Here is a 13,436-nt window from a genome sequence, read left to right as displayed (position 1 = left end):
TACAATCCAATTATTTGTATAGAAATGATAGGCAAAAACTATCGTTTTCATCACATTGCTCTTCGTAGTAAGAGAACGAAGATAATTGATCATTTGAATCCATCGTTTATATCAGTCACCTCAACAAAAAACGTAGCCTCCAAAAACATGGGAGCCACACCGAGTTTGATAAGCGCTCTGCTTCCTAAACTTATTCACACAAAAAATAGAGCAGTTAACATGTTAGTTACTGCTCTACATAGTTTATTCCCCCTTAATTTGTTTTACAATGTATTCAGCATCTTTTCCTACACCTTGAAGCAACGCTGAACCTCGCCTATGCTGCCAAGGCAAACCAATAAAGTACAATCCCTCTACAGGTGAAACACCTCTATGATGTATGATTCGGTCTTCTTTATCCAAAACACCTTTTATTTTTAACCAACAAAGGGGATTCCTAAAACCAGTAGCCCAAATAATATTGTTTACTTCTAATGTAGATGAATCTTTAAAAATGATTTCGTTTTGCTTTCCAGCTATGACTCTTTTTTTTAAGATGATCTCCTTCCATTTTATTGCATGTTTTAAACAATATCCAAATATTGGATCACCTTTCTTTTGAATGAATTTTCCTAATATTGATGTATGGCTTGCATTTAAAACCCCTAATTTATCAAACCACCAAAAGATGCTTCTTTTTCCAATCAATAAAGGGAAATAAACTAGTTTATTACTACAAGCTAAATATGTAACTCTTTCTTTGGATAATTCAACAGCTATCTGAGCTCCACTATTCCCGCCGCCAACTACCAGTACGTTTCCAGATGCCAATTGTTTTGAATTTTTATATTGTGATGAGTGTAATTGATTAATATTATTGGCTAAATCCTTCGATATTGATGGAATATTAGGGGTATGAAAAGGACCTGAAGCAATAACAAGATTCTTTGTTTGATATTCTCCCTGATTTGTTTGTATTAAGAAATGATTCTTTGATTTTAGGACACTTATTACATCTGTCTGTAATTTGATTGGAATATCAAATCTTTCAACATATTTCTTTAGATAAGCAACAATTTCATTTTTTGAAGGAAAGCCATGCTTTTCTCCTTCAAGATGCATTCCAGGCAAAGAGCTATACATTCGAGAAGTAAATAAAACTAATGAATCATACCGATCTTTCCAGCTTTCCCCCACCTCATGACTTTTATCTAAAATGATAAACTTTTGTTCGGACTGCTTAAGATAATATCCTATTGAAATTCCTGCTTGACCAGCTCCGATTACTATTGTGTCGTACATATGAATCACCTCACCAATTATATTTATTACGAGAGATAGACTAACACTAGCTAATAGTAGACATAAATCTGTCTTGTTTAATCTCCTCATTATAAAATTAGATAAATAAGTTTAATGATGATGGTGATCATGCTGCTTCTCAATTTTCGCCTGACAAAGGATCGTATTGCCGTGATTATGCTCTGCTGTTTCCATTTGAATAGTTACATGCGTAATGCCTTTATGCTCAAGATCATGTTCAATTTTGCGTAAAATACTTTCACTTTCTGAAATGGTCAGTTGATCGTCAACAACAGCGTGGCAAGAAAGAGCATTTAATCCACTTGTGATAGACCATATGTGTAAATCATGAATGTTTTGAATTCCCTCTGTCTCTTCAATTGTATGAATGATGTCAGTGACATCGATATTTTCTGGTGTTCCTTCCATTAATACGTGAATGGAATCTTTAGTCAGATTGTACCCGCTTCTTAGAACAAGAAGAGCCACAATCACACTAGCCAATGGATCTGCCCAGCCCCATCCAAAGAAGATGATAAGTATGGCAGCTAGAATGGCACCTATAGAGCCAAGCATATCGCTTATTACATGCAAATAAGCTCCTCTTATGTTCAGATTATTCTTTGTATCTCCGCCACTCATCATAATCCATGCGACTAATATATTCACAACTAACCCGATAATACTAATCGTAAGCATGCCAGTTGTTGATACTTCTGGTGGATTAGAGAAACGTTCGATCGCTTCATAAATGATATAAAGAGAAATAAGAATTAATGCAACACCGTTTATCACAGCGGCAAGAATCTCAAATCGTTTATAGCCAAATGTCTTATTGTGACTTGCCTTTTTTTCAGCCAATTTAAAAGCAATCAGGGCAACCATTAATGAGATTGAATCACTTAGCATATGGCCAGCATCTGATAAAAGCGCCAGACTATTTGTTAAAAATCCACCTATAGCTTCAATAATCATATAACCTGTAATCATGATAAAAGAGATCAATAAAACTTTTTTATTGGATCCTCCAGTATGATTGTGACTCATAAAGATCTCCTCCTTAATTAAAGTTTCTTGATTAATAAGCGTTTATTATTTTTATCTTTTATTGAGCATTCTAACCTTACACAAGGAATATCATATATGAACACATGCTCATATATGAATATATATGTTCTTTACTGAAATGTCAAAATATCTTTTTGAAAATTTCTAATACAGGCTCTTTTGTATTCAAATAAAATCAATTGATGCTATTCTTAAAAGTACTTTTGCAACTTGATAACAACATCACAACGACTATTTGATAAACAGAAAAAAGAGGAGCAAACACATGTTTACTCCTCTAACTTAGTTTCTTTACCTTTTGCTTCTGCATATTCTGGTGTTTTCTTTGACAGCCCAACCTGTCTGTCACTTTCACCGTTACCTAGCATATAATCAAGTTCCTTAATACAAAGCCAAAAAGTTATTGCGGTCTCACCGAAATTTAAATTGCTGTGCCCTATTGCCTTTTCTCTCCCCAAAAGTAAGGTTATGCCTCAAGGATTTAAAGGGGGGATACTAATTATATCGCATTTGATTCCATTGTTTTTGTTGGTATCAAATAAAAAAACCTCCATTTCTGAAGGAGGTTTAATGTAATATTATCAAGTTTGAAAACGATCAGAGGCAATATGAAATGTGTTTTGAGTTTGATTTTCTGTTAAGTTGGATCCGAAACCACACACTAAAACAAGTGACAAACCCAGGATTAGGCATACCTTCTTTTTAAAAGTCATACAGGCATTCTCCCCTTTGAATTTGTGTTTGAGTCTCAAGCATTTTCTGATGATATACATAGGATGTTTCAAATTCTTTTGAGTTTGCGTAAGCAGCTGCGGTCTCACAGGCAATGTCTTCAATATATGAATAGTTCTTATTTTTTTCTAAGTATTCTATTGTTTTATTAACACCTTGTTGGTCCACTGCATCGACATAAAGAGCTTTTAAATATCCCTGTAATTTTGCGAAAAGCTCATCACCTTGATAAAGAGCTGCTGACAAACCTTTCTTACTTACTTGGATAGCCTCATTCATTTTTCCTTGTTTAAAAAGGATTTTTGCATAAGAAAATAAAGAATGTGGCAAGTTTGTGAGCTTTTCTTTTTCTGTAATCTCCACTGCTTGCTTTATGTATACTTCCGCCTGCTCGTAATCACCACTGTCAGCAAAATTAGTGCCTAAATTATATAGTGCAGAACTAATCAACCTTTTGTTATTCAATTCCCTAGATAACTCTAATGCCTTTTCAAGATGCGGCTGACTTTTTTCGTAATGTTTAAAATCCGTATAATTCCCTGAGATAACAAACATACATTGAACTTTTCGCACCTTATAAAGTTCATATTGATTATAAATATCCAATGCTTGTTTAACGTGATGCATAGACACATGACTTTGCTTCATACCATAATATGCTTCAGCTAACTTAAAATGAAACTCTGCCCTTTCGATCTCATCAGGGACATGTATAAGCTGCTTTTCGGCTTCTCTATAATAGTAGATAGCTTTCATGTATTGCTTCTTATCAAACTCGTACATCCCTCTGAAAAACAGAGAATAATACGACAACAGGCCAGATATGCCTTTATTTGAAGTCTCAATTTTTTCAAGAAGTTCCTCAATAGTTGGTCTTATACGTGTTGTTACGGGTTCTAAATAATCTAACATGAGCTGATGACGGAATTTCATTAGGGAGAAGTAAATGAGTAAATACTCATCTTCCTCCATCCGTTGGATTTCTTGCTCCACCTCTGCCTTTAAAATCTCTGCATCCGGGACACTAAATTGACGTATCATTTTATACCATTCATTGATCTTTACGCCAACTTCTGACGAACTTAAAACCGGATTCACAGGATCCCTCCTTTTATGTCTTTTTATGTAATATTCTAACATTTCTAAAAAGTGTTTGAACCGCAAAAAAACCGCAAACTTTTCTTCGGTATCTTTGATATGATCAATCAAGTTAATTTTAAGTTCGTTTCTTCTTTCTTCCATGGTAATATTTTGTTATACAATTAAATGAGAGGATATGATTATGAAAGTCTTTGAAGCTAAAACACTTATGTCTGAAGCTACAGATCGGGCCAAGGAATATAAAGAGCTAAGGACGCAAATGGTCAACTTGCGAAAAGCTTTACAAAGCGTCGCTGAACTGGACGACAGCGAGTTCTCAGGTAAAGGCGCTAACAACATTAAAGCATTCTATCACGATCATGTTGGTGTCACTGATCAATGGATCGACTACATTGACATGAAGATCGCATTTTTTAACAGCATTGCCGGAGCTGTCGAGGACAAAGGCCTCTCTGATGCTTATATTGAAGAATCTTTTCTAGAACATGAACTGGCTAACGCCCATAAAAAATCAAATTCCATCATGTCTGAGCAGAAAAAAGCCATGAAAGATATCCTAAACGACATTGACGACATCCTCCCGCTCGACCTGTTTTCAACAGAAACTTTCAAGGATGAGCTTACGGATGCCAATGACAAACGCAAAAAAACAATTGAAAAACTAGGTGATCTTGACGAAGATTTACTGACAGAATATGCTATGTCAGAACCAAATGAACAATTCATCAAGTCAGATTTCCAAAAGCTCCAAGAAGCAACAGGCAAAGGCAAAAACGCTACGCCAATCCACTACAACGCCAAGGCGTACCGTGAGAGTGATATACATAAGAAAAAAGGCGATATTGAGAAGCGAACGGAAGCTTATTTGAAGATCAAGAAAGAAGAAGCTAAAGAGCGAGAAATCAAAGAATTACAGAAAAAGCTCAATACGTTGGTTGATGATCCTGACGAGTATCTAAAAGTTGCTAAAGAGATTGGATACGACAACCTCACAACTGAACAACAGGAGTATGTTAAATCCCTCGAGTTTTGGGATAATCCTCTTCGAGCGACCAAGGATATTTTGAAAGAACAGATTGACGGTGTATATGAAGGTTTATTAGCCGGTATAGATGATACAGAGAAGACAGTTAAAGAATATTTAGCCCCTATAGATGCGGCGGGTAAAAAATATCTAGGTCCAGTATATGAATACTATAAAGGCAAACAAATGGCATATTATGATTTTTCGAAGGAAACTGGTGAAGGACTTTTAGGAATTGCAAAATTCGGGATCGATCTCGGTTTAGATCCAAAAGGAACGATAAAGTCCGTTTTTGAATTCGACTATAAAAAAGCCTGGGATTCTACTTGGGATGAGGTAAAAGAAAGCTGGGACAAAAACTTTGTACACGGAGATATGTATTCACAATCGCACTACACCACATATTTCACTTTAAATGTAGCCAGCTTATTCATATCAGGCGGCGGTGGTGCTGTTACAAAGAGTGGATCCGTCGTTTCAAAGGTCGGGAGAGTCGCAGAGAAGGGAATCAGCAAGTCGGGTAAAAAAGGGGTAAACAGCGCCGGAAATGTTGGTAAGTCTGCATCAAAAAAAGTAATAAAAGACACCAAAGATTTTGGAGAACTTTTAAAAAAAGGTTTAGAGTCAATACCAAATCCTTTTGCTAAAAAACTTCTGTTAGCTAGTGATGTTCCTATAAATGTGCTAAACTTACAAAAATCTGGACAAGATACAATTCAACAAATTAAAAAGTCTTTTGATCTTGACCATGGTTCTAAGGGGAATACTAATAGTAGTAAGGTAACCAGTGAAGCTAAATCAGTATCGAATATGAAAGAATTTTTTAATGATGGGTTTGGAAAAAGCATAAAAAATAATGTTACAAAAACAAAAAATCAATTCCAAGGCCAATCAATCTATGAAGTTAATAAAAAATTGGATAATCCGTATCTGAAAAAAGGAGATAGATTTTATTTAGATAATTTACACAAGGATCATTTAGAAGTATTCGATAAAAGAGGAAATTTAAGAGCAGTGTTGAATTTTGATGGAACATTAAACGAAGTTAAGACTAAGAATGCCATTGGAAGAAAATTAAAATAGGTGGTTATGATAGATGACAAATATTGATAAAATCTTTAGTGCTTTAAAAGAATTAAATAAAAAATATAATAGTACGTTAATTTCAACAGAAGAACTTCTAGAAGAAGAGGAAAATATTAAAGAACTTCCGCAAATACATGAAAGAATGAATATAGTTTTAGCTAACTTAAGTCAAATTGAAGATAAAGAAAAACTAACTTCTGAATTACTACAGTTACATTTAGTAATAGGTGATATAGAATGGCAATTTGACCAAATACATGAGATGGTTAGACAGGTAATAGAAAATATTGAGGATTAATATTATAAAAAAGGCCCTCTTTTCGGGACTGACCCCCGTTTTTGAGACAGGGATCAAAACACCTTTTAAACAGCCAATTGCCGATAGTTTATCGGTGATTGGTTGTTTAGTTTCGTTTGAATACGAATATTGTTATAATAATGAATGTATTCTATGACAGTGCGTTCTACGATGGCGGTCGTAGTTCGATCAATGCTGTTAAGATAGAACGTTTCAGACTTTAGTGAGGAATGAAACGATTCGATGGAGGCATTATCAGCGGGCGTCCCTTTGCGGGACATGCTCATGGTAATGCCTTTTGTGTTAACAGCTTTTTGATACTCGTAAGATGTATACACAGAACCTTGGTCACTATGTAACACGCAGTTCTCAGGCAGTGTTGGCAGCTGATCAAGTGTGTCTAAGACAAAGTCTGTGTCCTGCTCATCACCAATCGTAAAAGCAATCACTTCTCCATTGTATAAATCTAATATACTGGAAAGGTACAATTGTTTCTGTCCATAAGGCAAATATGTGATGTCCGTTACTAGTTTTTCAAGAGGGCGATCAGATTTAAGTTCCGATCCAATATATTATCGACTACGGCATATGGCTGCCCATTCTTCTTGCGCTTTTTCATCTTAACCTGGCACTGCCATTGATTTTTCTGCATAATACGTTGAACCGTTTTATGGTTAATACGCATTCTCTTTTTTAGTATGGCTGTGATTTTTCGATATCCATATCGATACCTGTGCTCTCGGCACAACGTGCCGATTTGTTTTTCCAAATGGCGCTTGGGATAATCTTTCGTCAGATTCTTCTTCCAACGATAATAGGACGCTCGAGAGATACCTAAATGAATACAGATATCCTGCACGGTCATTGTGCTGTGCAATACTTCTACAAGTTCGACTGACGTTTCGCTATCAACTTCCTTTCCAATTCGTTGTACTTTTTTAAAACTTCATTCTGTTGTCTCAGATAACGGTTCTCTGCCTGCAGTTTCTCTAATTCGGAAGAATACTCTGGACCTTTTCCGTAAGTGTATTGCTTTCCAACAGGCTGTTCGAATCGATGTATATCCCCAGCCTTATGCCATCTAACCTATGTCTGAACCTGTGTCTTATTCTTAATATTCAATTTCTGCATGATCTCTTTCATAGGCACGCCTGCCAATCTCATTTCTACAGCCTGCTGTTTCACTTCAACCGGATAACTCACTCTTGTCCCCATAGAAAAAACACCTCCAAGTCTAATTTCGGATAACAATCATCCGTATTCAAACTTGAAGGTGTTTTTATTTGTCTCATCTTATGGGGTCAGTCCCCTTTCAAGAGGGCCTTTTTTATTTCAAGAACTCTTCAAGTTTCGCTTTAGTTTTTGACTCTTAAAGTCTGAATAAACATTATTAATAAAAATAAAATACCTCAGCAGCATTCTTGAACCCCTATGGCCGCTAAGGTACTCTTTTCAAATTCACAAAACCAAAAAAGAAAGTCTACTCTACTATTATTTTAAACTCATCTTCTAATTCCTCTTGAGCCTCTTGTAAAACTCCTAGTACATCATCAGCGTATGAACCTAAAAACTTTTTACTAAACTCAAAATTTCTCCAGACTAAAGTTAACGGCAACTCTATCCACCCTGTAAGGCAATCCCATAAAGCGTCTAAATTTTTCCCATAGTAGTCTGGGAAATCTAATTTATCTTTTAGTGCATTATGTAACCCTTCTTTATTTTCAAAGTCTTTTCCATCTACAACTATTTTTTTCATTAAAAATTATGTCCTCCATTATTTTAACTTAACAAACGTTTTATAATGATCTGTTGTTTTATATATTAATCCATCATTCGAATAGAGTAATCTGTCATTCCCTCTGTAACCTGTGGTATAGTTTATATCAGCTTCACGCCACACTCTATTTTTAGCTTCAGGAAGAAGTTTTTCTCTGTTTTTGTATATATCTCCCCCGATACTTTTCCCCGGTGCTACTTTTGATAAATTACCTTTTTTGCTATCCCATCCTAATTTTCTTGCTTCTCCTTTAGTTATGTAATTAACCGGCAACCGGCCATTTTTCGCCACAAAATCGGAAACTTCAGTAAAGCTATTAAGAACTTTCTTTGCCTTAACGCTACTCTCTACATATTTTGCGCTTTTGTTAGTTTTTGATACAGTTCCTGCTAATTTTCCTGTAACCTTTGTAGCGTCGCCGCCAACCACACTTAAAACAGCTACGGTCCTGTCAAATGAAGAAAGTTCTTTTTGAGATATTAAATCTTTACCTGTTATAGCTTCGCTTCCACTTTTCAAATTCGATAAAATAGGAATTAGATCAGCAGTAAATGACAAAAAGCGTTGTGTTTTTCTCAAGCTATCTGTATCGTAATGAGAAACATTATTAATCTCAACATCTATTTTCTTAATATTTTTTTGAGAATCCTCTACTTTCTTTCTCTTTTGATTAAGTGTGTTTAACTTCTTTGTTGTTGATCCATCTGATGAGTAATAATGATAATTATAATTTATTTTAGTTTTATTAACAGTATCCAAGTTTTTATTCAGCTTATCAAGTGAATTATTTACATTGTTCATACTTATGGATACATGTGTAACTCCAGAATTAATCTTATCAACAGATTTAGTCATCTGCTTCATATTAGAATTGGCAGCTTTAAGATTAGAATTGGTTTTATCCATTGCTTTATTTAAACCAGTAAGTGCACCATTCATTTGGTTAAAACCACGATTTGCCTCATCAATGCCTCTTTGCATTTCTAATACATCTTTATTCATTTTGTCTACTTCTTTATTCATCTTATCATATGTTTTATTCATATCAACCATGATGTCATTTATTTCATCAACCGTTTTAACTTGTTCATTTAGAGTTTTATTTATTTCATCCATTGCTTTATTACACTGGTCTATAGCTTCAATCATACCTTTAATATCTTCATGGATGCCTTTCAAAAGGTCTATAAAAGTTTTGATATCATTAACTGTTTTCTGTACAGCAGGTATAACCTTAGTTTTTATTAATTTTTCGATCTTAATAATTTCATTGTCTATTAGCTTCTTTACTGCTTTTTTCTTGGCCTCTACCCATATTGTTTTTTTAGACTTATCTAATTTATTATACTCTTGCTGAAGCTTCGTAAGAGTATTTAAAGCTGTATCTAAATCAGCAAAATCTTTTTTTGTAATTTCGTTTGATACAGCGTAGGCTTTCTCCGGCTTAACATAGTTCGGTAAATTAATCATTGAAAAAACAAAAATAATTAGTATAGCGCTTAAAAACTTTTTCATAATAGATCCTCCAAATTCATACAAAACTAACTTAATGTGAGATTAAATTTCCACAACTACCCTCCATAACCTTTATATATCTAAATCCCCATAAAGTACTTAATAGTTATAACATAAATACAGGTATTAAAACCTTAAAAAAACCTTAATTTACTAAAAATATAAGCTTTTATAAAATAAGATCGGCTCTTTATAAATCAGCAAAATTTTGAGGATGACTTTATTACCAGAATAACTCAACATTTCATTACATCAATGAATTTAAGCCAAGGTTGAACTAAACTTCCTCTTCTGATTGAGGAGGGCTTATTTTGGGAGTGTTTATTATGTGGTACAAGATGATAGATCAAAGCCATTTCTTGAATAGTTTATATAACCAGATACCGAACTTAGAAAATATACGCATCGAAGGGATCTACATAAAAAGAGGAAGGCCGAAAAGTAACATTTTGATATGCAATTTATTCTGAAAACATTCCGAAGAAGTGGGCTGATTCAGGGTACAACTCAATAGCCCTTCAATTGGACTTTTTCAAAATTTATTCTTTAGAATAAATACTGTATCAGACACATACAGAGGAAACATTGACATAAATAAAAATGAAAAAGGCTTATTAGACATTAATGTGACAGGAGAAATTAGAGCAAAAATTAAAGCAGATTACGGGTTTATTTAATCAATAAATGGCTATATTAACGGAGCTATATGATGATAGACTGCTGAAAACCAGATAAAATAATACCCAAAAAATATCCCCTCTCATTGCGAAAAGGGATATTTCTTATTAATTATTCTTCATATCCATACTAAGACGTTTACTCTTAGTTTACATTATAAAATCAGTAATTACTGTTTATCCAACTCAAGTAGACCATTCCCCTCAATCTTCTTGTCATGTCCAAGAGGTTTGGTTCGCTTTATAAGTTGTGCATAAACTTCTGGTTCTGTAAATTTCCGTCCGAATTCTTTTTCACATTGATTGATTATAAGTGCTGCACCACCAGCAACATGAGGTGCAGCCATTGAAGTGCCTGAGAACTCTGCATGACTTCCACCAGGAATTGTAGACATAATTTTAACACCTGGTGCAACTAGATCAATCTCGAGATTTGTGTTTGTAAAACAAGGCCACTTACCTTTCAAATCTACGGCACCTACTTCAACAACCTCTGGATATGCACCTGGATAGCCAAGTTCATCTTTTATAGGAGAGCAATCTCCTCCGCTATGGATATCTCCTTCGTTACCAGCAGCACACACAATAAGAATATCTTCATTCACTGCCTCTTTAATAACCTTGTGCAATTGCGGATCGTCTTGAGGACCTCCTAATGACATGTTAATAACTCGAATTCTTTCTTGATTTGGCCCTCTCCATTTAATACAGTGTTTAATTGCTTTTATGACATCTTTATTAAAAGCTCCAACATCCCCATTACTATCTTTTGTAAAAACTCTTCCAATAAAAAGACTTACCTCTGGCGCTACCCCTACTACGCCCTTTTCATTAATTGTGGCTCCTACCGTTCCCGCAACATGAGTTCCGTGCTGATCAATATCAGAAAAATCATCAGGATCACCTTGATCAGTAAAGTTTTTACCATCTATAATCCTTTCCTTTAAATCAGTATGGGTGGGGTCACAACCAGTATCTAAAATTGCTACAACCACTCCTGATCCCTTATCACTTACGTCCCAAATCTCTGGAGCTTTAATCATTTTAACACCTGCTGGAATTTCTTTCACATCTTCAATAACTGATTCAACAGTATATGGAATAAGACGAAAATCTGCCAAAAAAACTCACTCCTTAAATTGTTTTCAAACTATGTATGCCCCTTTCAATTTAACCTATACTTAATTAATTGATTTCTTATTATTTTGTTTTTTTAGATAGAATGAATAACTAAAATACAAAGACTTTAAAAAAGGAGGCAGGAAATGAATTTTAAAATGAAAAATACCCTAATACTATTTACAATAATCACTTTTTATCTGCTTGTAATATGGACAGAAATACTGAAAGAAATCAATCTCAAGAAGACCTAAATAGCCATGCACTTCATAATAATAAAAATATCGCGTACAGAAATGAAAATAAAGATGAAGACAGTAGCATTCTGGAGAACTACTATAAAGATGTTAAGGGGAAAACTGCTGAAGACTTAAAAAATATATTGAACATGATCATAAGTAATCAAAAAACGATTACTTATGATGAAGTATGGGATGCTCTTAAAAAAACTGATGAAGATCCAAAAAGCAAAAATAATGTCTTACTTTTTTATGCTGGACGCTCTCAGTCTAAAAATTCAAATGGTACTTGTAATGACTATTGGAATCGTGAGCATGTTTGGGCACAATCCCATTTTAATCATGATAAACAAATTAAAACAGATTTACACAACCTAAAACCTGAAGATGTTTCAATCAATAGGGATAGAAGTGCTCTCGACTTTGATATAGGGAGTGAAAATGATGGTACTTGTAACGGAATCAAACACAATGAAGCACCCGATACTTGTTATAAAACTTTAGGCTGGTGGGAACCACGAGATGAAATTAAAGGGGATGTAGCGCGTATGTTATTCTATATGGACGTACGCTACGATAAATCAATTGATTTAAAATTAGTAGACGCGATTAAAACCCAATCACCTCATCAAGGAAAATTAAGTACATTAATTAAATGGCATAATGAAGATCCCGTTGACTCTTTTGAAGAAGAAGAAACAACATTATTTATAGCGAATTCCAACATAATCGAAACCCATTTATTGATCACCCTGAATGGGTAGAAGAGATTTTCGGAAACAGATGATGAATTAATCTTAAGTAGTACCCTTAGGGCCTTCTTAGTTAGAAGGCCTTTTCACTTAATTTCCACAAATTATAATAGTCCAAGGTAAAATGATGAAGGTTTAACTTGAGGATACAAAAAAACCTTCCAAACATCTGTATCCATTGAAAAACATTTAAAGTTCTAAGTTTGCAATAACTTCATATCCCTCGCCTATTCCCATAGGTCGTATTACTACCACCCCTAGATATGGAATCCTAATATTTTCGATACCAAAAGTAAAATGATGTCCTATAATAACAGTATTCATTTCACTATTAGGTATGGTTTCTAACATTTTTATTAAGCGAACTTTTGTATCTTTTTCGTCTCCAACAGGATTATCTTTTAAAATGACATCCATATTATACAACGCTGTATCTATTTGGATTTTTTCTGTACCAAAAATAACTTCAGCAGTTTGTTTTGTACGTTTAGCAGGGCTTACCCAAACAGGAGATAAAACATTTATTTTTTCTCTTACGAACAACGATTTTAGTAATTCAGATTTTTTTATACCTTCATTACTAAGTCCCGGATCACCTGTTGTTTCAGCGGGATCCGCATGACGAAAATAAAGAACATATCCACCTTTTTTTAATGTTTCCAACAATTGATTTTTGTCTATATTCCTGCCAGAAAAATCCGCCATAACTAACCCTCTTTCTTAATATTATTAAACCCTTTAGACAAATCTTTTTTAATTACTGTCCA

10 protein-coding genes and 1 pseudogene are annotated in these 13,436 nt (G+C 34.3%); 3 read left to right on the top strand and 8 right to left on the bottom strand.

Going from position 1 to position 13,436, the window contains the following annotated elements; all coding sequences use genetic code 11:
* Nucleotides 1-243 precede the first annotated feature (243 nt).
* The 3 genes from CVV77_RS14070 to CVV77_RS14055 form a co-directional block, all read right to left on the bottom strand.
* Entirely contained in the window at nt 244-1,281 is a 1,038-nt protein-coding gene (locus CVV77_RS14070) for a flavin-containing monooxygenase (protein WP_100275667.1), read from the bottom strand.
* 111 nt (nt 1,282-1,392) lie between these two features.
* Nucleotides 1,393-2,328 (bottom strand): cation diffusion facilitator family transporter, encoded by a 936-nt coding sequence (locus tag CVV77_RS14065; protein WP_100275666.1) that lies wholly within the window; start codon nt 2,326-2,328, stop codon nt 1,393-1,395.
* A 723-nt stretch (nt 2,329-3,051) separates the two neighbouring features.
* Complete coding sequence (locus tag CVV77_RS14055) at nt 3,052-4,179, bottom strand: Rap family tetratricopeptide repeat protein (RefSeq protein WP_100275664.1); 1,128 nt, start codon at nt 4,177-4,179, stop codon at nt 3,052-3,054.
* 184 nt (nt 4,180-4,363) lie between these two features.
* Here CVV77_RS14055 and CVV77_RS14050 point away from each other — a divergent pair, with 184 nt between their 5' ends.
* Entirely contained in the window at nt 4,364-6,289 is a 1,926-nt protein-coding gene (locus CVV77_RS14050) for a ribonuclease YeeF family protein (protein WP_100275663.1), read from the top strand.
* 13 nt (nt 6,290-6,302) lie between these two features.
* Nucleotides 6,303-6,590, top strand: a complete 288-nt coding sequence (locus tag CVV77_RS14045; RefSeq protein ID WP_100275662.1) for a hypothetical protein — start codon at nt 6,303-6,305, stop codon at nt 6,588-6,590.
* Between the two features lie 65 nt (nt 6,591-6,655).
* Here the strand turns inward: CVV77_RS14045 and CVV77_RS14040 are convergent.
* The 4 genes and pseudogenes from CVV77_RS14040 to CVV77_RS14020 all read right to left on the bottom strand — a co-directional run bounded on the left by CVV77_RS14040 (nt 6,656) and on the right by CVV77_RS14020 (nt 11,680).
* Nucleotides 6,656-7,805, bottom strand: a pseudogene (locus tag CVV77_RS14040) (IS3 family transposase).
* Nucleotides 7,806-8,070: 265 nt separating this feature from the next.
* The gene (locus CVV77_RS14035; RefSeq protein WP_100275661.1) at nt 8,071-8,346 is read right to left on the bottom strand and encodes a barstar family protein; all 276 of its coding nucleotides are present in this window, start codon (nt 8,344-8,346) and stop codon (nt 8,071-8,073) included.
* A gap of 18 nt (nt 8,347-8,364) precedes the next feature.
* Nucleotides 8,365-9,882: a pre-toxin TG domain-containing protein gene (locus CVV77_RS14030; RefSeq protein WP_100275660.1), complete on the bottom strand. Its 1,518-nt coding sequence runs from the start codon at nt 9,880-9,882 to the stop codon at nt 8,365-8,367.
* A gap of 847 nt (nt 9,883-10,729) precedes the next feature.
* Nucleotides 10,730-11,680 (bottom strand): S8 family peptidase, encoded by a 951-nt coding sequence (locus CVV77_RS14020; protein ID WP_250622106.1) that lies wholly within the window; start codon nt 11,678-11,680, stop codon nt 10,730-10,732.
* Between the two features lie 209 nt (nt 11,681-11,889).
* Between CVV77_RS14020 and CVV77_RS14015 the strand changes: the two genes are divergently transcribed.
* A complete protein-coding gene (locus tag CVV77_RS14015) occupies nt 11,890-12,681 on the top strand; it encodes an endonuclease (RefSeq protein ID WP_100275659.1) in 792 nt (263 codons plus the stop codon).
* A gap of 177 nt (nt 12,682-12,858) precedes the next feature.
* Here the strand turns inward: CVV77_RS14015 and CVV77_RS14010 are convergent, their stop codons facing one another.
* Complete coding sequence (locus CVV77_RS14010; protein WP_100275658.1) at nt 12,859-13,374, bottom strand: histidine phosphatase family protein; 516 nt, start codon at nt 13,372-13,374, stop codon at nt 12,859-12,861.
* Nucleotides 13,375-13,436: the final 62 nt, after the last annotated feature.

This window comes from Bacillus sp. SN1 (assembly GCF_002796895.1).
Taxonomy (GTDB): Bacteria; Bacillota; Bacilli; order Bacillales; family Bacillaceae; genus Bacillus; species Bacillus inaquosorum.
This window is presented reverse-complemented; position numbering and strand designations above follow the sequence as displayed.